Genomic DNA, 21,204 nt, shown 5'->3' on the forward strand with positions numbered 1-21,204 from the left:
ATGTCGGGAGGCGGCGACGGCGGTCGCCGCTCGCAATCCTGTGATTATCCGGATGCGGCCGGGGATGCCAAGCCGCGCGCAGGGTCCAGGCCGGTTTCCAGTCCATTCCCGGCCCGCGCCAGGTAGCGCCCGGGCGGCAGGCCGAAATGGCGGCGGAACACGGTGACGAAGGCGCTGGCGCTGCTGAAGCCCAGCGCATGGGCGATATCGGCCACGCTGCGGCCATCGGTCAGCTGCCGCAGCGCTTCGGACAGACGGGCCTGCTGGCGCCACTGCGCGAAGCTCAGCGTGGTCTCGTCGCGGAAGTGGCGGGTCAGGCTGCGCGGCGAAAGCCCGGCCCAATGCGCCCATTCGGCCAGGCTGCGCTCGTCGGAGGGATCGGCCAGCAGCTGCGAGGCGATCTTCAGCAGGCGCCGATCGTGCGGCATCGGCAGGTGCATGCGCTGGCGCGGCGCGGTGCGGATCTCATCCAGCAGAACCTCGATGATGTGCTGGTGCTCGGGCGTGGCGACCTGGTCGAGCGACCAGCTGCAGATCCGGTCCGCCAGTGCCTGCGCCAGCCTGGACAGGCCCAGCACGCAGGGGGCGGCGGGAAGGGCAGTGCAGGCCGGCGCGGCCAGCGCCATGCCCCAGCCACGCAGCGGGCCGTCCAGAGCGACCGTGTGAGGTTCCAAGGGCGGCATCCAGCCGGCCGAACCGGGCGCCAGCGACCACGTTCCATGCGAGGTGCGGGTGGTCAGCAGGCCGCGTTCGACGCAGATCAGCTGCGCACGCTGGTGATGGTGCCAGTCGACTTCACGGGCGAGCCCCTGCGGACTGTCGAAGCGGAAGCCGACGACCGGCGGGCCATCGTTGCGCTCGAACCAGTCCAGCGCCTCGTTGCGCAGCAACTGCCGGGCCGGGGCGATGTCCCCCTTGTTCATCCTGTCCGATGGCTGGAATGTGTCATTCATTGGCTTGATGGTACTACCGGGCCATCCGTGGCGCCATTAAGGTAGGCGCCTTCACTGATCCAGCCCGCTGCTGCAACACAGCATTCGATGCCAGATCGAATATTTCCATTGAGAAATATTTTTTTTGGAAGAGAATGCACTCCCATGATCTGTCCTGCAACCACTCCCCCCAGCTTCGGCCTGCTGCTGCGCCAGGTGCGCGACGGCCTGGTCCGCCAGCTTGACGCGTCCATGGCCGAAGAAGACCTGGGCATCGGCTTCACCCACTACATCGGGTTGAAGGTGCTCTCGAACATGGCCCCCTGTACCGCCAACGAACTGGCCCAGGCCATCGACCAGGTACCCAGTGCCGTCACCCGCCTGCTGGACAAGCTCGAAGCCCTGGGCTGCGTTCGCCGCGAGGCACATGCGCAGGACCGCCGTGCGCTGCAGATCGTGCTGACCGATGAAGGCCGCGCACTGTGGGCGCGCTTGAAGCTGCGCGGCGACGCGGTGATGGATTACGCCCTGCGCGATCTGTCCGCCGACGAGCGCACGCTGCTGTTGTCCCTCCTGACCCGAATCCGCGATTCCCTGACGACCCCATGAACCCGATCCCGCATTCCTCATTCCGCCGGTCCGGGCGCGCGCTGCTGCTGTCGGCGCTGGCGCTGGCGCTGGCCGCCTGTGCCAGCAGCCGCGGCCTCGAACCGCAGGCCCGCCTGCTCGATGTGGACAGCCTGCACAGCGAGCGCACCCTGGCCGACACCGATCTCAGTGCCACCGGCTTCCCCGCACAGGACTGGTGGAAGGCATTGGGCGATGCGCAGCTGGACGCGCTGATCGCCGAAGGCCTGGCCGGTCATCCGAGCCTGGACGCCGCCGACGCACGTCTGCGCCAGGCGCAGGCCAAGGTCGGTACCGCACGCGCTGACCGCCTGCCCAGTCTCTCCGTTTCCGGCGGCTATACCGGGCTTCGCCTGCCCGAGTCGATGGCCGGCGACGAGATCGGTGGCCACTACGCAGGCAGCAGCCAGGTCGCTTTCGACTTCAGCTACGGCATCGACCTGTGGGGCGGCAAGCGCGCCGCCTGGGAAGCGGCCGTGGATGGCGCGCATGCCGCCACCGTGGAGGCCCAGGCCGCACGCCTGAATCTGTCCACCGGCATCGCCCAGGCCTATGCGGACCTTGCTTACGCGTGGCAGCTCGACGATGTCGCCGAGGAAGAACTGACGCGGTCGCAGAAGTCGCTGGAACTGACCCGGCAGCGTCGCCGCGCTGGCATCGACAGCGATCTGCAGGTGCGCCAGGCCGAAGCCCGCGTGCCCGCCGCGCAACAGCAGGTGCAGGCCGCGCAGCAACGTATCGACGCCGCCCGCACCGCATTGGCTGCCCTGGTCGGCAAGGGCCCCGACCGTGGCCTGACGATCGAGCGTCCGCATCCGTTGAATCCGACGGCCCTGCAGCTGCCAGGCGTGCTGCCCAGCGAGCTGCTCGGCCGTCGTCCTGACATCGTCGCCGCACGCTGGCGCGTGGAAGCGGCCAACAAGCAGATCAAGGTCGCCAGGACGAAGTTCTACCCGAGCCTCAACCTGACCGCCCTGGCCGGCGTGGTTGCGCCGAATGTCGGCGATCTGCTGCAGAGCAGTTCCACCTTCGCCTACATCGGCCCGGCGCTGAGCCTGCCGATCTTCGAAGGCGGCAAGCTGCGCGCCAACCTGGCCGACACCGATGCGCAGTACGACCTGGCGGTGGCCAGTTACAACCAGGCGGTGCTTGACGCACTGCGCGACGTGGCCGACCAGGTCAATGCGGTGCGCTCGCTGGCGCAGCAGGCGCAGTCGCAGCAGCAGGCCGTGGACACGGCGCGTGCAGCGTTCGACCTGGCCGGGCAGCGTTACCGCGCCGGCATCGGCAGCTACCTGGATGTGCTGTCCGCACAGTCCACCCTGCTGCAGTCACAACAGCAGCTGGCCAGCCTGCAGTCGCAGCAGGTGCAGACCTCGGTGCGCCTGAGCAAAGCGCTGGGCGGGGGCTTCCAGCCCAGTGATGCCGATCGCGCGCCGCTTGCCTCCCATTCCGATTCCTCGCATTCCTGAAGATCCCCGCCATGAGCCAGACCCAAGACACTGCGGCCCCGGCCGCCTCCAACCGCCGCAGCAACCTGCTGCGGGGCCTGTTCGTCATCGTCGTGCTGCTGCTTGCCGCACTGGCGCTGTGGTATTTCATGTTCGGCCGTTGGTTCGAAGAAACCGACGATGCCTACGTGCAGGGCAACCTTGTACAGATCACCCCGCTGGTGGCAGGCACCGTGGTCGCCATCAATGCCGATGACGGCATGCGCGTGGAGCGTGGCCAGCTGCTGGTGCAGCTGGACCCGGCCGATACGTCCGTGGCCCTGCAGCAGGCTGAAGCCAACCTGGCCAAGACCGTTCGCCAGACCCGTGGCCTGTATCGCAGCGTGGAAGGCGCGCAGGCAGACCTGAATGCCCGTCAGGTGACCCTGAAGCGCGTGCGCGAGGACTTCGCCCGCCGCAGGGATCTGGCCGCCACCGGTGCCATCTCCAACGAAGAACTCGCCCATGCCCGCGATGAGCTGGCGGCGGCGGAAGCAGCGGTGGCCGGTTCGCGCGAGACCGTCGAGCGCAACCGTGCGCTGGTCGACGATACGGTGATCGCCACCCAGCCCGACGTGCAGGCGGCCGCCGCGCAGCTGCGCCAGGCCTACCTCAACAATGCCCGCGCCGGCATCGTCGCGCCGGTCACCGGTTATGTGGCCCGTCGCTCGGTGCAGGTGGGCCAGCGTGTGCAGCCGGGTGCCGCACTGATGGCCGTGGTGCCGACCGAGCAGATGTGGGTCGAGGCCAACTTCAAGGAAACCCAGCTGCGCCACATGCGCCTGGGCCAGGAAGTGGAGCTGAAGTCTGACCTGTACGCCGGCGATGTGAAGTACAAGGGCCGCGTGCAGAGCCTGGGTCTGGGGACCGGCTCGGCGTTCTCGCTGCTGCCGGCGCAGAACGCCAGCGGCAACTGGATCAAGATCGTGCAGCGCGTTCCGGTGCGCATCGCCATCGATGCCAAGCAGCTTGCCGAACATCCGTTGCGTATCGGCCTGTCGATGAAGGCCGAGGTGAGCCTGCGCGACCAGAAGGGCGAGGTGCTGCCGAGCGCCCCGGCCAAGGGCACGGTGTTCGACACCGACGTCTATGCCAAGCAGCTGCATGATGCCGACGAGGTGATCCACTCGATCATCCAGGGCAACGTGCCGCAGCAGTCGAAGGTGGGCTGAGGTCGCCATGTCCGCCCAAGCTCCAGCCGCGCCCGGAAGCCCGGGCGCACCGGCGGCGCCGGGTGCGGCCGCCGGGTTTCTGCCGCCGAGCGTGGCCCTGTGCACCGTGGGCCTGGCGATGGCCTCCTTCATGCAGGTGCTCGACACCACCATCGCCAACGTCTCGCTGCCGACCATCGCCGGCAATCTCGGCGCCAGTTCGCAGCAGGCGACGTGGGTCATCACTTCGTTCGCGGTCAGCACGGCCATCGCACTGCCGCTGACCGGCTGGCTCAGCCGCCGTTTCGGCGAGCGCAAGCTGTTCGTCTGGGCCACGCTGGCCTTCGTCATCACCTCGCTGTTGTGTGGCCTGGCGCAGAGCATGGGCATGCTGGTGGTGTCGCGCGCCCTGCAGGGCTTCGTGGCCGGCCCGATGTATCCGATCACGCAGTCGTTGCTGGTCTCGATCTATCCACGCGAGAAACGCGGGCAGGCGTTGGCGCTGCTGGCGATGATCACCGTGGTCGCGCCGATCTGCGGGCCGATTCTCGGGGGCTGGATCACGGACAACTACAGCTGGGAATGGATCTTCCTGATCAACGTGCCGCTGGGCATCTTCGCCGCGCTGGTGGTGGGCAACCAGCTGAAGGGCCGTCCGGAACACGTGGAGAAGCCGAAGATGGACTACGTCGGCCTGATCACGCTGGTGATCGGCGTCGGCGCACTGCAGCTGGTGCTCGACCTGGGCAACGACGAGGACTGGTTCTCCTCCACCCGGATCGTGGTGCTGGCCTGCGTGGCGGTCGTGGCGCTGACGGTGTTCCTGATCTGGGAACTGACCGACAAGGACCCGATCGTCGACCTGAAACTGTTCCGCCACCGCAACTTCCGCGCCGGCACGCTGGCGATGGTGGTGGCCTATGCCGCATTCTTCAGCGTGGCCCTGCTGATTCCGCAGTGGCTGCAGCGCGACATGGGGTACACGGCGATCTGGGCAGGGCTGGCGACGGCGCCGATCGGCGTGCTGCCGGTGATCATGACGCCGTTCGTGGGCAAGTATGCCTCGCGCTTTGACATGCGCATGCTGGCGACCATCGCCTTCGTGTTCCTGTCGATGACCAGCTTCCTGCGCTCGGGCTTCAATCTGCAGGTGGACTTCCAGCACGTGGCCGGCGTGCAGCTGATCATGGGCATCGGCGTGGCGCTGTTCTTCATGCCAGTTCTACAGATCCTGCTGTCGGATCTGGATGGTCGCGAAATTGCCGCGGGTTCGGGCCTGGCCACGTTCCTGCGCACGCTGGGCGGCAGCTTTGCAGCGTCGCTGACCACCTGGCTGTGGGCACGTCGCACGCAGGTGCACCACGCCGATCTGACCGAACACATTTCGGCCTATCAGCCGGGCATGCAGGACCAGGTTGCGGCGATGGGGCAGGGTGACCTGCAGCATGGTGCAGCGGTGCTCAACACCATGATCAACCACCAGGCATCGCAGATGGGCTTCAACGACATCTTCTTCCTGCTGGGCTGGATCTTCCTGGCCATCATCACCTTCCTGTGGCTGGCCAAGCCGCCGTTCGGTGCCGGTGCCGGTGCAGCGGCCGGTGGCGGGCACTGAAACTGCCCGCAAACACGGCGCTGTATGTCGACCCCGCCGCAAGGCGGGGTTTTTGTCTGTGGGTGAGTTCTGCCAGGCGGCGTTCGCGCAACGCGCGGAAGGCGTCGCCATTGCGTTGACGCTGCGGATTCCGGAAACGAAAAAACCCGCTTTCGCGGGTTTCATCATCATGAGTCGTGGTGCCCAGGAGAGGACTCGAACCTCCACGGTTTTACCCGCTAGTACCTGAAACTAGTGCGTCTACCAATTCCGCCACCTGGGCGACTCAGGAGGGGAATTCTGCGGTACGGCATCGGATGTGTCAACACCATTTCATGCTTTTTTCTCCGCTTCCACGCCGAGGTGCAGCAGCAGGCTGCGCATCGCTGTCGACAGCCGTGTCCAGTCGGCGAAGCAGGCACACAGGCGGCGCTGTGCCCACGCATCCGCGAGGGGCACCGCCAGCGCCTGTGTCGCGCGGCGGTGCTGGCGGGCGATGGTGCGCGGCACGATACCCACGCCGATGCCGTGACCCACCATGATGCACACGCCTTCGAAGGTCTTCATGCGGATGCGCACGTCCAACCGATGGCCGATGTCGCGTGCCTGCGCTTCGATGTAGGTCTGCAGCGCATTGCCATCGGCCAGCGCGACGAAGGTTTCGCTGGCCACATCGGCGAAGGCCAGCGTGCGACGGGCCGCGAAACGATGGCCTGCGGGCAGCAGCATCACCAGGGGATCCTCGGCAACGACATGGCGTTGCAGGCCGGTTGCCTCGACCGCATCACTGATGATTCCCGCTTCGGCTTGGCCAGCGGTCAGGGCGCGGACCACTTCAGGGCTGGTGCGTTCGTGCAGTTCGACGTGCAGGCGTGGGCGTTCGGCCAGCCAGGGAGCCAACCGGGAAGGCAGGTAGCTGGTCAGTGCGGCGGTGTTGGCATACAGGTGCAGGGTGCCGCGCGCGCCCTTCGCGAAGGCCTGCAGTTCGCCCCGCAGCTGTGCCTGTTGATGCAGGATCTGGCGCGCGTGGTGGGCGAGGGCGGCCCCGGCTTCGGTCAGGCTCACGCCGCGCGGGTGACGCACCAGCAGCGCGGTGCCGGCGTCGTTCTCGATCGCGCGCAGGCGTTCGCTGGCAGAGCCCAGCGCCAGGTTCGCCTGCGCGGCGCCTGCGGTGATGCTGCCGGCGTCGGCCACGGCCAGGAACAGGCGCAGGTCGGCGATGTCCATCCGCATGTCACGGCCCTCGTTGCGTGCCGCCTGCCTTCGGGCCAGCCGAAGGGTGGGGCGCATAAGCCGCATTGTGCGCGGAAGGCGCGCTGGTTCCAATGACGGCATGAGTGAGACGACATTCTTCTATGGTCTGCTGGTCGCCGTGTTCATGCTGGCGGGGGTGGTCAAGGGCGTGACCGGCATGGGCCTGCCAACCGTGGCGATGGGCCTGCTGGGAGGGGCGCTGTCGCCGGTGGCGGCGGCGTCGATGCTGTTCATTCCGACCTTCGTCACCAACGCCTGGCAACTGCTGGCCGGGCCATCACTGGGGCCGATCGTGCGACGCCTGTGGCCGATGATGCTGGCCGTGGTGGTGGTGACCCTGGGCGCGGCGACGTTGCTGGTGCGGGTCGACCGCACGTGGTCGCGCGTGACGCTGGGCGTGGCGCTGGTGGTGTATGCGCTGTACGCCTTGGTTGCGCCGGTATTCCGTGTGCCGCAGCGGCGTGAGCGCTGGCTGGGCCCGCTGGTGGGGGCGATGTCCGGCGTGGTGACCGGGGCGACCGGAGTGTTCGTGATGCCGGCGGTGCCGTACCTGCAGTCGCTGGGGCTGCAACGCGAAGAGCTGGTGCAGGCGCTGGGCCTGGCGTTCACGGTGTCGACCCTCTCGTTGACGGGCGGGCTGGTGCTGCACGGCGCATTCGGTGTGCAGCAGCTGGGATTGAGCGCGCTGGCGGTGTTGCCGGCGCTGGCGGGCATGTGGCTGGGGCAGGTGGTCCGGCAGCGGATCAGTGCGCGGGTGTTCCGCGTGTGCTTCCTGGGCTTCCTGCTGCTGCTGGGCCTGGAGCTGGTGCTGCGACCGCTGTTCTGATCCCGTTGGCTGGCGCCCGGACATGAAAAAACCCGCTTTCGCGGGTTTTTCTCAGTCTCGACGTGGTGCCCAGGAGAGGACTCGAACCTCCACGGTTTTACCCGCTAGTACCTGAAACTAGTGCGTCTACCAATTCCGCCACCTGGGCGTCGAGGAGCGAGATTATGGGGTGCCGTGACGGGGGTGTCAACACCCTTGTGAACGCCCGGCCACGCTGCGGAACGACGGCAGGAAACGCGGGCAAAAAAAATCCCCGCCGAGGCGAGGAGATTTTTCGTTGGTGCCCAGGAGAGGACTCGAACCTCCACGGTTTTACCCGCTAGTACCTGAAACTAGTGCGTCTACCAATTCCGCCACCTGGGCGTTCCAGAGGCGCAATTGTGAAGATGAATCCGCAGGCTGTCAACGACTTCGCGGAGTTTTTTCACGTGGCGCCTGCAAGCGGGTCGCTGACCGGTTCTGCACGCCGTCAGCGGCTACCATGGAGGGCGATGACTACCAAAAAACCAAGCAAGGGCGGGAGCAAGTCCCGCAGCCAGGCCCCGAAGAAGGGCGCCAAGACGGGTGCAGCCCGTACCTCCCAGCCGGGCAAGCCACTGCCGGGCTGGTTCCCGGAACTGGGGGGTGGCGGCGCACCGCCGCGCGGTCGCCCGGGCCGTGGCGGCGACGCCCCGGGACCGGCGCCGGGCCGCAAGCTGCCGCCGGCCGGCAAGGTGATCGAGGATCCCTACGCGTCCCGCGAAGCCGAGAAGTACGAACAGCCCATCGCCAGCCGCGAGGCCATTCTGGCCCTGCTGGAGCGCTGCGAAGGGCCGCAGACTGCCGAGGAGCTGGGTGCCCGCCTGGGCCTGACCGCGCCGGACCGGGCCGAAGCGCTGTCGCGCCGGCTGGGTGCGATGGTCCGTGATGGCCAGCTGGTGCAGAACCGCCGTGGAGGTTTCGCGCCGGTGCAGGCGCTGAGTCTGGTCACCGGTGTGGTGATCGCCAATCCGGAAGGATTCGGGTTCCTGCGCCCGGTCGAGGGCGGTGACGACCTGTTCCTGCCGCCCTATGAAATGCGCAAGGTGATGCACGGCGACAAGGTGCTGGCGCGTGTCACCGGCATCGATCATCGCGGCCGCCGCGAAGGCAGCATCGCCCGCGTGCTCGAGCGCGGCATGACCCGTCTGATCGGTCGCTTCAGCATCGAGATGGGCATCAATTACGTGGTGCCTGATGACAAGCGCGTGCAGCGCAACGTGCAGGTGCCGCCTGATCAGACCGGAGGTGCGCGTGATGGCCAGCTGGTGGTCTGCGAGCTGACGCAGGCGCCGGACAGCCGCCGTCCGCCGATCGGCCGCATCATCGCGGTACTGGGTGACAAGCTGACCGCCTCGCTGGTGGTGGAGACCGCCATCCACGGCCACGAGCTGCCGTTCGAGTTTCCGCAGGAGGTGCTGGACGAGGCCGCCGCGGTGCCGCTGGTGGTCGAGCCGGCGATGATCGGCGACCGCGTCGACCTGCGTCGCACGCCGCTGGTGACCATCGATGGCGAGGATGCCAAGGACTTCGACGATGCGGTGTATTGCGAGCCGAACGCGGAGGGTTTCCGCCTGGTGGTGGCCATCGCCGATGTCTCCAACTATGTGCGTCCGGGCACGCCGCTGGATGAGGAGGCACAGAAGCGCGCTACCTCGGTGTACTTCCCGGGCTTCGTCGTACCGATGCTGCCGGAGACCCTGTCCAACGGTATCTGCTCGCTGATGCCCAAGGTCGACCGCATGTGCTTCGTCTGCGACATGCAGATCGACCGCGATGGCCAGGTCGTCCACTCGCGCTTCTACGAAGCGGTGATGAATTCGCACGCACGTCTGACCTATACCCAGGTGTGGCAGGCCGTGGGCGAGGACGATGCCGGCGCGAAGGCCGTCATCGGCGATCTGCTGCCCCAGGTGCAGCGCCTGCACCAGCTGTACAAGGTGCTGGCCAAGGCACGTGCCAAGCGCGGGGCCATCGAGTTCGAGAGCAGTGAAGTGCGCTTCGTGCTGGACAATCGTGGCGAAGTCACCCAGGCCGGCATGCTGGTGCGCAACGACGCGCACAAGCTGATCGAGGAATGCATGATCGCCGCCAACGTGGAGGCGGCCAAGTACCTGCTGTCGCACCATGTGCCGGCGCCGTACCGCGTCCACGAGAAGCCGCCGGAGACCAAGTACGCCGACCTGCTGGAATTCCTCAAGGAGTTCAAGCTGAGCCTGCCGCCGTGGTCGAAGGTGCGCCCCGGTGACTACACCAAGCTGTTGAAGAAGATCCGCGACCGTCCCGATGCCACCCTGCTGGAGTCGGTGCTGCTGCGCAGCCAGAGCCTGGCCGTCTACAGTCCTGACAACCACGGTCACTTCGGGCTCGCGCTGGAGGCGTACGCGCACTTCACTTCGCCGATCCGCCGCTATCCCGATCTGCTGGTGCATCGCGCGATCAAGCATGCGTTGTCGGGCAAGCCGATGGACAAGTTCACCTACACCGCACGCGAGATGGCAGCGCTGGCGCTGCAGTGCTCCGAGCGCGAGCGCCGCGCTGACGAGGCCGAACGCGAGGTCGACGAGCGTTACCGGGCCGCGTGGATGGAGAAGCATGTCGGCGGCCAGTTCGATGGCGTGATCAGTGGCGTGACCAGCTTCGGTCTGTTCGTGGAACTGGACGATTCCAAGGTGCAGGGCCTGGTCCATGTCACCCAGCTGCCGCAGGACTATTACAAGTTCGATGCGACCCGCAAGACACTGACCGGTGAACGTCGTGGCAGCAGCTACCGGCTGGGTGACCGCGTGCGCATCCTCGTACTGAAGGCCAGCATGGAAGAGCGCAAGATCGACTTCCGGCTGGTCGAACACAAGGGCGAGGAAGAAGAGGCAGGACTGTCGCCGCTGCCCGAACGCGGCAAACCGGCCAAGCGCAGGAAAGAGAAGTACTGATCCGTAGAGCCCGTTCCGGAGGAAAGCAGCATGCAGGGCCAACCCGAGTACAGCGGCGGCTGCCAGTGCGGTGCCATCCGCTTCCAGGTGCGCGGTGAGCTGTCCGACAGTTCGATCTGCCACTGCCGGATGTGCCAGAAGGCCTTTGGCGCGTATTACGCGCCTTTGGTCTCGGTGCGCGGCGTGCAGTTCAGCTGGACCCGCGGCCAGCCGCGCCATTTCCAGTCCTCCAATGTGGTCCGGCGCGGTTTCTGCGGCGACTGCGGCACGCCGCTGACCTATGAAGCCCCCGACGGCATGGCCGTGGCGGCGGGGGCGTTTGACCAGCCGGAACGGTTGCCGCCGACGATCCAGTACGGTGTCGAGCGCAAGCTGCCCTTCGTCGATGCCCTGGGCAGCCTGCCGGCACGGCGGACGGAGGAGGACGTGGCGGCACTGGACTTCCTGGCTGCGATCGTTTCCCACCAGCATCCCGACCACGACACGCCACACTGGCCGCCGCGCAGCCGTTCAGCCGAAGGGTGAACGGCGGGTAGCGCCAGGCCCTGCCCGGCGAGCGCGAAGCGCGGCCGTCGCCGATGCTCTACCATAGCCACCCCCTTTCCGGTCCCGCCCGCATGAGCAAGAACAGCCAGTGGATCGTCGGCGTCAACGCCGTCGCCTCCTCCATCGAGAACGACGCCGAGAACGTCCGCGAAGTGCTGGTCGAGGCCGGTGCGAAGAATCCACGCCTGACCGAAATCGAAGAGAACGCGCGCCGCAAGGGCATTGATGTCCGCCGGGTCACCGCGCAGGCGCTGGACGGCGTTGGCGGTGCAGTCCGCCACCAGGGCGTGGCCGCGCGCTATGCCGCTGCGCGCACCTACAGCGAGAATGAACTGGAAGGCCTGGTCACTGCCGCTGAAGGCCGGGCCCTGCTGCTGGTGCTGGATGAGGTACAGGACCCGCACAACCTGGGCGCCTGCCTGCGTTCGGCCGCGGCGGCCGGTGCCACTGCGGTGATCATTCCCAAGGACAAGTCGGCGACGGTGAATGCCACCGTGCGCAAGACCTCGGCCGGCGCCGCCGACCGTATCCCGGTGGTGGCCGTGACCAACCTGTCGCGCTGCCTGAAGGATCTGCAGAAGCAGGGCGTGTGGATCTACGGCCTGGCCGGTGAAGCGACCGCGTCGCTGTACGATCTGGACCTGAAGGGCAACATCGCCCTGGTGCTGGGGGGTGAAGCCGACGGCCTGCGCCGCCTGACCCGCGAGAACTGCGATGGACTGGTCAAGATCCCGATGCCGGGCGAGATCGAGAGCCTGAACGTATCGGTCGCCGCGGGCGTCAGCCTGTTCGAGGCCGTGCGCCAGCGCGGCTGATCGTCCCGTGGCAGCGCCGGGCCATGCCCGGCGGATCCAGTCCGACCACGCTCATGGCGTGCCGCGCTCTACGCCGCCGGGCATGGCCCGGCGCTACCCCGCGCTGCCGCCCAGCGCCTTGAACAGCGTCACATCGTTGGTCAACTGGCTCTGCCGGACGCGGGCCAGTGACAACTCCGCATCGCGCCGGGTCTGCTGGGCTTCCAGCCAGGTCCGCAGGTCGGTGGCACCCACGCGGTAGCGCACTTCCTGCATGCGTTCCACTTCCACCGCCTCGTCATACGAGGCCTGCGACGCCGCCACCTGGCGCGCCAGCTGCTCGCGTGCCGACAGCGCGTTGTCCACTTCCGACAGCGCGGTGTACAGCGTCTTGCGGAACCCGGTCGCGGCGATCTGGTAGTTGGTACCGGCCACGTCGGTATCCAGCTGTGCGCGCTGCAGGTTGAGGAAGGGCAGGGACAGGCCGGCACCGAGCGTGGCCACCGGATTGCGCAGGACATCGCCCAGCGAGGTCGCGCTGGAACCGAGGCTGCCGGTCAGGCTCAACGCCGGGTAGTACTGGGTGGCGGTGACCTTGATCGTCTTCAGGCTGTTGCGCAGCCGCAGCTCGGCCGCGCGCAGGTCGGGACGGCGAGCGAGCAGGTCCGCCGGCAGGCCTTCAGCGATGGCAGGGCTGCGTGCCTGCTGCAGGTTCTGCGGCTCGTCCTGTTGCGGCCAGGGGGTGCCGTCGAGCAGCACGGTCAGCGCATTGCGCACTTCCACGCGCTGCTGTTCCAGCGCACTCTGCGCAGCGCGCTGCGACTGCAGGTTCTGCAGGGCCTGGCGTACTTCCAGGCGCGAAACCGCACCGGCGTCGAAACGGGCCTGGACCAGTTCGCGGGTGCGTTCCAGCCGCTCCAGGTTGGCCTGGCCGGTGCTGATCGACTGGTTGAGATACGCCAACGCCCAGTACTGGCTGATGGCATCGCCGATCACCAGCAGGGCGGTGTTCTGTCGATCTTCCTCGGTGGCTTCAGCCTCCCAGCGTGCGATGTCGCGCTGGGTCCTGAGCCGGCCCCACAGATCGACTTCCCAGGCCAGCGAAACGCCGGTGGAATAGCTGCGGCGCCAGTCGTCGGCCTGGTCGGTGGCACGGCTGCCGCTGCCACTGACGCCCGACGAGGACGGCTGTGGCCAAAGCGCGTTGCTGGCCAGTCCGGCCTGCAGGCGGGAACGCTGCACGGCCAGGCCGGCGGCGGCAAGGTCACTGTTGGCGGCCAGCGCCCGGGCTACCAGCCGGTCCAGACGTTCATCGCCGAAACCGCTCCACCAGACATCCTCGCGGATGTCGCGGGCAGGCGTATCCAGGCTGCTGCGTGGAGCGTCCACCGGTGCGTTGCGTGCGGCATCGCCACGCCCATAAGCAGCAGCCACGTCGGGATCGGCAACCGGATAACGGCCGACCGAGGCACAGCCGGACAGGGCAATCAGTACGGCGCCGGCCAGCAGCAGGCGCGAGGGAGCAGGAAAGGGGAGCATGGGCATCGTCTTCATTCGCGGGCCAGGGCCTCCACCGGGTCGAGCTGCGCGGCATTGCGCGCGGGAAGGAAGCCGAAGCCCACGCCGATCAGGGTGGAACAGGCAAATGCGGCGATGATCGAAGCGGTGGAGAACAGCACCTGGAAGTCGCTGGCGAAACGTCCGATCATCGAGCCCAGCAGCAGCGCCAGGCCGACGCCGAGCAGGCCTCCGAGCAGGCACACCAGCACCGCCTCGATCAGGAACTGCTGGCGGATGTCACTCTGCCGGGCACCCACGGCCATGCGCACACCGATCTCGCGGGTCCGCTCGGTGACCGACACCAGCATGATGTTCATCACGCCGATGCCTCCAACCAGCAGTGCGATGGCGGCGATCGCGCCGATCAGCAGGGTCATCGTGCGTGTGGTCTGCTCGATGGTCTCGCGGATTTCGGCGCTGTTGCTTAGGAAGAAGTCCTCGGTACCATGGCGCATCGTCAGCAGGCGGGTGATCGCCTCCTGCGCGGCGTCCATCGGCGTGGCGTCATCCACGCGCACGGTGATGCTGGAGACGTGACTCTGGCCCAGCATGCGCGACATCACGGTCGTGTACGGCACCCAGACGCTGAGACTGGTGCTGCCACCAAAACCGAAGCTCTGCCGCTTGGCGACACCGACCACCCGCACCGGCACGTTGCCGAGCAGGATGACCTGGCCGACTGGATCGACGCCGGGGAAGAACTGGGTCTGGGTGTTCTCGTCGATGATCGCGACCTGGGCCAGCCCTCGCACCGCATCGGCATCGAAGAAGCTGCCACTGAGCAGGGTCACGCCCTTGACCCGGAAGAACTGCTCGCCAACGCCGCTGACCTGGGCGGTGGAGGACTGGTTGCGGTAACGCGCGGTGACCGAGGTCGACACGCTGGGCGTGGCGCTGTCCACGTAGCTCTGCCGTGAGAGCGCATCGGCATCGCTGGCCTTGAGCGTCTGTACCCGTGCAGAGCGCATGTCGCCGAAACCGCGGCCGGGATACACATCGATGGTGTTGGTTCCCAGCGCGCTGATGTTCTGCAGGATCTGCTGCTGCGAGCCGTTGCCGAGCGCGACCACCGAGACCACCGAAGCAATGCCGATGATGATGCCGAGCATGGTCAGGAACGTGCGCAGGCGATGCGCGTTCATCGCCAGCAGGGCCATGCGGAACGCTTCGGTGAAGCGGTCGCGCGCTGCGCGCCAGCTGTTGCCGTGGGCAACACCGGTGCTGGCCTCGCGTCGCGCGCGGTAGGACGGCGCATCAGGATTGGCGCGGTCGGCGATGATCTCGCCATCGCGGATCTCGATGATGCGCTGGGCATGCTCGGCCACGCTCATGTCGTGGGTGACGATGATGATGGTATGTCCCTCGGCATGCAGCTCGCCCAGGATTGCCATCACCTCTTCGCCGGATTTCGTATCCAGGGCGCCGGTGGGTTCATCGGCCAGGATCACCTCCCCGCCGTTCATCAATGCACGCGCGATCGACACACGCTGCTGCTGGCCACCGGACAGCTGGCCCGGCTTGTGATGCATGCGGTCGCCCAGGCCGAGCCGTTGCAGCAGCTGCTCGGCCCGCGCGTTGCGTACCGGGCCGGGGCTGCCCGCGTATACCGCCGGCACTTCCACGTTGCCGCGTGCATCCAGGTCACCGAGCAGGTGGTAGCGCTGGAAGATGAAGCCGAAATGCCCGCGCCGCAGTTCGGCCAGCTCGTCCGGCTGCATCCGGCCGGTTTCGCGGCCGGCCACCTGGTAGCTGCCCCGGGTGGGGCGATCCAGGCAGCCGAGGATGTTCATCAGGGTGGACTTGCCCGAACCGGACTGGCCGACGATGGCGACCATTTCGCCGGCGTGGATGTCCAGGTTGACGTCGCGCAGCACGGCAATGACGTCGTCGCCGGCCGGGAACTCGCGTCGCAGGTCACGCAGGCGCAGCAACGGCGCCGTCGTGCTCATCGGCGCGGGCCCATGCCCGGGCCGCCGACGCGCATCTGCATGCCTCCCCGGTTGCCGCCGCCCGCAGACGCTGCCGCGGCGCTGGCCTCGCCGACCACCACGCGTTCGCCCTCCTGCAGGCCTGAGAGGATTTCAGCCGATGCACCGTTGTTGATGCCGACCTTGACCTTGCGCGGTTGTGGCTGGCCCCGATCATCCACCACCCGTACCACGCGCTCGCCGTCGCGGGTCTTCGGCCCCAGTGCCACCGCCGGTACCATCAGCACGCCCTTGGCCTGCTTGAGCAGGACCGACACCTGCGCGGTCATGTCGATGCGCAGGGTGCCGTCCGGGTTCTCCACGTCGAACAGGGCGTTGTAGTACACCGCGCTGCTGGAGCTGGAACTGGAAGAGCTGCTGGAGCTGGACGAGCTTTCATTGGCAATCGATGCCGGTGCCGGATTGATCTGCCGCAGCGTGGCGTGATACTTCCGGTCCGGGTCGCCCAGCGTCGTGAAGTACACCGGCATGCCGGCCTTGATCTTCACAACGTCCGCCTCGGACACCTCGGCATTGACCGTCACCACGTCCAGGCGCGCCAGCATGACGATGGTCGGCGCGGTCTGGTTGGCGTTCACCGTGCGGCCTTCCTCGGCCACCACGGCGACCACGGTGCCGTCCATCGGCGCGGTGATCCGGGTGTAGGCCAGGTTGGCCCGGGCGGTACCCAGCTCGGTTTCGCGACCCTTGATCTGTGCCTCGTAGGACTGCAGCTGGGCGCGCGCGGTTTTCAGCTGTGCTTCGGCGGCATCGTACTCCTGGCGGGAGGTGGCCTCGGCGGCCAGCATCTGCTGCTGGCGTGCGAATTCCAGCTCGGCCTGGCGCAGTGTCGCCTGCTGCACCGCCCGCTGCGCGATCACCTGGTCCAGCGAGGCCTGTGCGTTGAGCACCTGGTTCTGCTGGGTGGTGGCGTCGATCTCGGCGATCAGGTCGCCTTCCTTCACCGTATCGCCCAGCTGCACCTTCAGCGATTTGATCTGGCCGGAGGCCTGCGCACCTACGCTGACCAGCTTGTAGGCGTCGATCACGCCGGTCGCCTCAACGGTCTGTTCGATGTCGCCACGGCCTACGGGGGTGGTGGCCAGGGCCGGAGCGGCCGGCTTGCGCAGCAGCCACCAGGCGGCCACGGCAGCGATCAGGACGAGCAGGGCGGCCAGCATCAGGCGGCCCCGGCGGGTTGCGGGCAACAGGCGGCGGATCACGTGGTGGCTTCACTCTCGGTGCCGCGATGGCGGCGATGGTGGGCATTGTGAAGACCGGGCGATCAACCGCTCAATCCTCAGGGTGTGTCTGTGTGTAACACTGTCGGCGAAAGCGCGTATCGACAGGTATCCGGCCCGCGGGTGGATACAGTGGTACGCATTGGCCAGGATGCGGTTCAGCTCCCGACACGGGATGATCCGCGACATGGAGACTGAAAACCCGATGCATCGACTGCTGATCGTCGACGACGACAACGACATCCGCACCCTGCTGGCCGAGCAGCTCGGCCGCGCCGGCTACCAGGTCAGCACGGCGGCCGACGGCACCAGCATGCGCCAGCTGCTGGAGCGCGAACACGTGGACCTGATCGTGCTCGACCTCAACCTGCCGCGCGAGGATGGCCTGACCCTGTGCCGTGACCTGCGGGCACGCTCGAACACGCCGGTGATCATGCTGACCGCCCGCGCGGAACCGATCGATCGCGTGCTGGGCCTGGAAATGGGCGCCGATGACTATCTGGCCAAGCCGTTCGAGCCGCGCGAGCTGCTGGCGCGCATCCGCAACGTGCTGCGCCGTACCGAAGCCCTGCCGGCCAATCTGGAGCCACTGGCGGTGCGCCGTGCACGATTCTCGCGCTGGGTGTTCGATCTGGAGCACCGCCACCTGGTCGATCCGGATGGGCGCGTGGTGGTGCTGTCCGGCGCGGAGTTCCGCTTGCTGCGGGTATTCATCGCACATGCCAACAAGGTCCTGTCGCGTGAGCAGCTGGTCGCGCTCAGCAGCGGCCGCAACTATGAGGCGCAGGATCGCGCGATCGATCTGCAGGTCAGCCGCCTGCGCAACAAGCTGGGTGACGATGGCGGTCCCGATGGGCTGATCAAGACCGTGCGCAACGAAGGCTATGTCCTCGCCTCGGCCGTCAACCTGGAATAAGCCGCGATGAATCGCCTGCGCCACTTTCTGTCCTCGATGGTCGGGCGGCTGTTCGTGATCCTGCTGCTGGGCATGTCGGTGGCGGCGATCGGCGCGACCATGCTGGCCACCTCCAAGCGGCAGCAGGAGTTCGAGCGGCAGAACCTCAACCGCATCGCCGATCGCCTGCAGGGCTACGTCAATCTGCTCGACGGCAATCCCGAGCTGCGCGAGCGCCTGCTGGAAGTGGGCGGGCCGAGCGTGCGCGCGCTGCAGTCCGGTGCGCGCGTGGGACGTGCCGATGCTGCGCTGATGGAAGTGCTGGAGGACCGCCCGGGCCCGGTCGCGCGGGCGCAGGTGCACTTCACTTCGTTCCGCTCCTGCATTCCCAGGCTGCAGGAACTGCTGCCACCGCCGCCGCCCGGCTACCGCAAGCATCCTCGCGAGCGCGATCCGGCGTTCATCCCGCCCAAATGCCGCGCGGTGGACGTCACCCTCAACGACGGTACGTTGCTGAAGCTGGCACTGGATTCCCCTGCGGTGGCCCACAACGGCATCCTGGCCGTGGACCCGCTGTTCCTGACCCTGCTTGTGCTCGCCATCGCGGTACTGGCCTACATCGTGGCCCGCATGGCCAGCGCACCGCTGCAGGAGCTGGCCGCCGCCGCCGAGGATCTTGGCGACGACCTGCAGCGCGATCCGCTGCCGCTGCGCGGCCCGCGTGAAGTACAGCGCGCCGCCGAAGCCTTCAATGCCATGCAGCACCGCCTGCAGCGACACCTGGCCGAGCGTACGCAGATGCTGGCGGCGATCACCCACGATCTGCAGACACCGCTGACCCGCCTGCGCCTGCGGCTGGAGAACGTGACCGATGAGGCGCTGCGCGAGCGCCTGATCGGCGATCTGGCTGCGATGCAGGCACTGGTCCGCGAAGGCCTGGAACTGGCCCGAAGCGCCGAGAGCGCCGAGCAGCGCGCTGCACTGGACCTGGATTCGCTGCTGGAGAGCATCGTCGAGGACACCGCAGAAGGTGGGGCCGATGTCGTCTTCGAGGGCAGGAGCGATGCGGTGCTGATGCTGCGGCCACTGGCGATGCACCGCCTGTTCTCGAACCTGGTGGACAACGCGGTGATGTACGGCCAGCGCGTGCGGGTGCGCATCGAGCGGGGCGGCGGCAGCATCACCGTGGTGGTGGCCGATGATGGCCCCGGCCTGGCCGACGACCAGCTGGAGGCCGTGTTCGACCCGTTCGTGCGGGTGGAGACCTCGCGTTCGCGCGAAACCGGTGGGGCCGGGCTGGGCCTGACCATTGCGCGCGCTCTGGCCGAGAAGGACGGCGCGCGGCTGTGGCTGCGCAACCGTGCCGAGGGCGGACTGGAAGCCGTGGTGCAGTGGCCGGCCAGTGCACAGGTGGTGGCGCCGGGTCGGGCAGGCTGAGCAGACGCGGTGGGGGCTGCGTTCCGGCAGGGCCCACGCAAAACTGACGCGATAGCCCTGCCTGCAGCACGATAGGGCGAATGCGTCACCCACGGTAATTGCCTGCGCTGCAAGGCGTTTTACAGGCAGTCGAGGCAATTGCGTCAGCGTTGAATTGCCTGCGCTGCGTGCGGCCGGTCACCTGAAGCCATCGAAGTTCCTTGCGGATGGCAGATGGCACGGATGTGGATCGTGGTGGGCGACGCCACCACGGGCGGCGGGCGGGTGCTGACCGGATCGTCGAATACGGATATCGAAGGCAAGGCCGTCGCCTGCGTGGGCGACAAGGCAACGTGCCCGAAGCATGGCGGCGCGTTCGAGATCGTCACCGGTGACCCGACGCTGATCCTCGACGGCAAGCCGATCGCGCGCGAAGGCGATTCGCTGGCCTGTGGCTGCAGGCTGCTCGGAGGTGCTCAGTCGCTGGTGTATGTGGTTGACGGCGGAGGCGGTGGCGGTGGCGGTGCGTCGGTCTCCGCGCCGCCTGCCGCGCCGGCAGCAGTGGACCTGTGGAACGCCACGCCGCCGCCCAGCGGTTTCGTTGCCCGCGATGCGGTCGCTACGCGCGAGGTCGTGCTGCATTGCCACTACGGCGACCTGGACTGCACGCCCGCGCGCGGTGTCAGTTACCGGGCGACCCTGTCCGATGGCCGCGTGCTCAGCGGCCATCTCGATGACGAAGGTCGTGCACGCCTGCCGCAGGTAAGCGTGGGGCCGGTGCAGGTGATCTACCAGCACGAGGCCGACAGCACCGACTCGGCTGAGATCGAGGCCTGCCGCGAACGCCTTCGCGCGGCCCTGCAGCGCATCGTGCAGCAGACCCGGCAGGATTTTGCTGCGGACTGGCGGCAATGGAACAGTGCCAGCGCTGCGCATCAGGCCTTCCTGATGGAACTGAATCGCATCGAAGGCCAGGCAAGAGGCACATGGGACTGGGCCAGCGGCAGCGTGGAAGCGGTGTGGCAGCTGGCGGTGCTGCGCTTCAAGGCCGATGCGGAACTGCGCGAACTGAGCGGACTGCTGCTGACGGGCGACTGGGACGGGCTGGATGCACGCATCGCGGGGCATCGTGCAGCAGGCGAGCAGGTGCTGGACAAGGCCAGTGCGATCAAGGAGCAGCTGATCCTGCTGTTCGACGACGGCCCGACCTGGCAGCTGTTGGCGGCGTTCCCCGCGGACTGGGCGAAGGCGGTGCCGCCAGACGAGCTGCAGGAGCTGACCCAGCGCTACGGCAGCCAGTTTGCGCTCGATGTCGTGATCAGCGTGCTGCTGGGCGCGTTCAGCGCAGGCACGGCCGGAACCGCCTATGGCGGCGCAACCTGGGCGGCCCGGATCGGGCGGTTGGGGCAGCGTCTGGCAGCGCTGCTGGACGAGCTGGGCGAGGCGTTCACCGCATTGGCGCGGGCATTGCGCTTGCGCAAGCGTCGGCACACGGAAAGCCGGGCGCCGGACGCCGATGGGGTGGTGGAAACCCGGCTGCCGCGCACGCGCGCCGCAGGTGCCGCGTTCGGTGAGGCGAGGGCGCATCAAGCGATGCTGGACAAGGGCCTGACGCCAGTGGGAAAGACCGATGGCGTGTATCGTCCGGGAGAGAATGGCATCGATGGGGTCTACAGCCACCCGGATCCGCCGCCCGACTATGTGATCACCGAAGCGAAGTACAACACGGGCCGGTTGGGTGGACCGTACAGGGACGGTACGCGGCAGATGGATAGTGAATGGATCGATAAACGCTTGGATGCAAAAGTGGGTGAAGTGGAAGGGGACAGAATCAGAGATTCGACGGCGCGTGGGAGGGTCAAGAGCGTATTGATCCGCACTTCGGAGGATGGCACGGCAGACTTCTACGAACTTGACGTCAACGGACGCGTTGTCGGTCCAACATCAATCTAATCGGTGG

At 67.4% G+C, this 21,204-nt stretch carries 15 protein-coding genes, 3 tRNA genes and 1 pseudogene; 11 read left to right on the forward strand and 8 right to left on the reverse strand.

All coding sequences use genetic code 11. The annotated features are described in order from the left end of the window. Nucleotides 1-44: 44 nt before the first annotated feature. A complete protein-coding gene (locus N8888_RS05940) occupies nucleotides 45-953 on the reverse strand; it encodes a helix-turn-helix domain-containing protein (protein WP_065181185.1) in 909 nt (302 codons plus the stop codon). A 144-nt stretch (nucleotides 954-1,097) separates the two neighbouring features. Here N8888_RS05940 and emrR point away from each other — a divergent pair, with 144 nt between their 5' ends. Genes emrR through emrB form a run of 4 tightly spaced genes read left to right on the forward strand, consistent with a single transcriptional unit; the run spans nucleotide 1,098 to nucleotide 5,815 of the window. Further along, nucleotides 1,098-1,541 carry a multidrug efflux system transcriptional regulator EmrR gene (emrR, locus tag N8888_RS05945; protein ID WP_053518351.1) on the forward strand — a complete coding sequence of 148 codons (444 nt, stop codon included), beginning with the start codon at nucleotides 1,098-1,100 and terminating at the stop codon, nucleotides 1,539-1,541. Then, nucleotides 1,538-3,031: a multidrug efflux transporter outer membrane subunit EmrC gene (emrC, locus tag N8888_RS05950; RefSeq protein WP_263177871.1), complete on the forward strand. Its 1,494-nt coding sequence runs from the start codon at nucleotides 1,538-1,540 to the stop codon at nucleotides 3,029-3,031. Before emrR ends, emrC begins: the two co-directional genes overlap by 4 nt. Nucleotides 3,032-3,042: 11 nt before the next feature. After that, on the forward strand, nucleotides 3,043-4,221 hold the full coding sequence (gene emrA / locus N8888_RS05955; protein WP_053518354.1) for a multidrug efflux MFS transporter periplasmic adaptor subunit EmrA: 1,179 nt from the start codon (nucleotides 3,043-3,045) through the stop codon (nucleotides 4,219-4,221). A gap of 7 nt (nucleotides 4,222-4,228) precedes the next feature. Then, entirely contained in the window at nucleotides 4,229-5,815 is a 1,587-nt protein-coding gene (emrB, locus tag N8888_RS05960; RefSeq protein WP_053518356.1) for a multidrug efflux MFS transporter permease subunit EmrB, read from the forward strand. A 177-nt stretch (nucleotides 5,816-5,992) separates the two neighbouring features. Here emrB and N8888_RS05965 read toward each other — a convergent pair. Further along, nucleotides 5,993-6,077, reverse strand: a tRNA-Leu gene (locus tag N8888_RS05965). Between the two features lie 50 nt (nucleotides 6,078-6,127). Beyond that, the gene (locus tag N8888_RS05970; RefSeq protein ID WP_065181187.1) at nucleotides 6,128-7,027 is read right to left on the reverse strand and encodes a LysR family transcriptional regulator; all 900 of its coding nucleotides are present in this window, start codon (nucleotides 7,025-7,027) and stop codon (nucleotides 6,128-6,130) included. Nucleotides 7,028-7,127: 100 nt separating this feature from the next. Here N8888_RS05970 and N8888_RS05975 point away from each other — a divergent pair, with 100 nt between their 5' ends. Then, nucleotides 7,128-7,874 (forward strand): sulfite exporter TauE/SafE family protein, encoded by a 747-nt coding sequence (locus N8888_RS05975; RefSeq protein WP_180875661.1) that lies wholly within the window; start codon nucleotides 7,128-7,130, stop codon nucleotides 7,872-7,874. Nucleotides 7,875-7,937: 63 nt separating this feature from the next. On the opposite strand, the gene N8888_RS05980 is transcribed toward N8888_RS05975, so the two are convergent. Together N8888_RS05980 and N8888_RS05985 are read right to left on the reverse strand one after the other, a co-directional pair. Continuing rightward, nucleotides 7,938-8,022 (reverse strand) — tRNA-Leu (locus N8888_RS05980). A gap of 130 nt (nucleotides 8,023-8,152) precedes the next feature. After that, nucleotides 8,153-8,237 (reverse strand) — tRNA-Leu (locus N8888_RS05985). Between the two features lie 359 nt (nucleotides 8,238-8,596). Here N8888_RS05985 and rnr point away from each other — a divergent pair. The 3 genes and pseudogenes from rnr to rlmB form a co-directional block, all read left to right on the forward strand. Then, a pseudogene (rnr, locus tag N8888_RS05990) lies at nucleotides 8,597-10,825 on the forward strand (ribonuclease R); the annotation flags it as partial. 30 nt (nucleotides 10,826-10,855) lie between these two features. Further along, on the forward strand, nucleotides 10,856-11,350 hold the full coding sequence (locus tag N8888_RS05995) for a GFA family protein (protein ID WP_128987820.1): 495 nt from the start codon (nucleotides 10,856-10,858) through the stop codon (nucleotides 11,348-11,350). Between the two features lie 92 nt (nucleotides 11,351-11,442). Next, the gene (rlmB, locus tag N8888_RS06000; RefSeq protein ID WP_053518184.1) at nucleotides 11,443-12,186 is read left to right on the forward strand and encodes a 23S rRNA (guanosine(2251)-2'-O)-methyltransferase RlmB; all 744 of its coding nucleotides are present in this window, start codon (nucleotides 11,443-11,445) and stop codon (nucleotides 12,184-12,186) included. Between the two features lie 93 nt (nucleotides 12,187-12,279). On the opposite strand, the gene N8888_RS06005 is transcribed toward rlmB, so the two are convergent. The 3 genes from N8888_RS06005 to N8888_RS06015 are packed head-to-tail and all read right to left on the reverse strand — an operon-like array spanning nucleotide 12,280 to nucleotide 16,915. Further along, nucleotides 12,280-13,719 carry an efflux transporter outer membrane subunit gene (locus tag N8888_RS06005; protein WP_317629483.1) on the reverse strand — a complete coding sequence of 480 codons (1,440 nt, stop codon included), beginning with the start codon at nucleotides 13,717-13,719 and terminating at the stop codon, nucleotides 12,280-12,282. Further along, nucleotides 13,716-15,674 (reverse strand): MacB family efflux pump subunit, encoded by a 1,959-nt coding sequence (locus tag N8888_RS06010; protein WP_111185759.1) that lies wholly within the window; start codon nucleotides 15,672-15,674, stop codon nucleotides 13,716-13,718. The genes N8888_RS06005 and N8888_RS06010 overlap by 4 nt, the downstream gene beginning before the upstream one ends. Beyond that, complete coding sequence (locus N8888_RS06015; RefSeq protein WP_111185757.1) at nucleotides 15,671-16,915, reverse strand: efflux RND transporter periplasmic adaptor subunit; 1,245 nt, start codon at nucleotides 16,913-16,915, stop codon at nucleotides 15,671-15,673. The genes N8888_RS06010 and N8888_RS06015 overlap by 4 nt, the downstream gene beginning before the upstream one ends. A 205-nt stretch (nucleotides 16,916-17,120) precedes the next feature. Between N8888_RS06015 and N8888_RS06020 the strand changes: the two genes are divergently transcribed. The 3 genes from N8888_RS06020 to N8888_RS06030 all read left to right on the forward strand — a co-directional run bounded on the left by N8888_RS06020 (nucleotide 17,121) and on the right by N8888_RS06030 (nucleotide 21,197). Continuing rightward, nucleotides 17,121-17,849 carry a response regulator gene (locus tag N8888_RS06020; protein ID WP_053518224.1) on the forward strand — a complete coding sequence of 243 codons (729 nt, stop codon included), beginning with the start codon at nucleotides 17,121-17,123 and terminating at the stop codon, nucleotides 17,847-17,849. A gap of 6 nt (nucleotides 17,850-17,855) precedes the next feature. Continuing rightward, complete coding sequence (locus N8888_RS06025; protein ID WP_053518188.1) at nucleotides 17,856-19,265, forward strand: ATP-binding protein; 1,410 nt, start codon at nucleotides 17,856-17,858, stop codon at nucleotides 19,263-19,265. A 213-nt stretch (nucleotides 19,266-19,478) separates the two neighbouring features. After that, complete coding sequence (locus N8888_RS06030; RefSeq protein WP_263177874.1) at nucleotides 19,479-21,197, forward strand: PAAR domain-containing protein; 1,719 nt, start codon at nucleotides 19,479-19,481, stop codon at nucleotides 21,195-21,197. Nucleotides 21,198-21,204 lie beyond the last annotated feature (7 nt).

The organism is Stenotrophomonas maltophilia (assembly GCF_025642255.1).
Taxonomy (GTDB): Bacteria; Pseudomonadota; Gammaproteobacteria; order Xanthomonadales; family Xanthomonadaceae; genus Stenotrophomonas; species Stenotrophomonas maltophilia_P.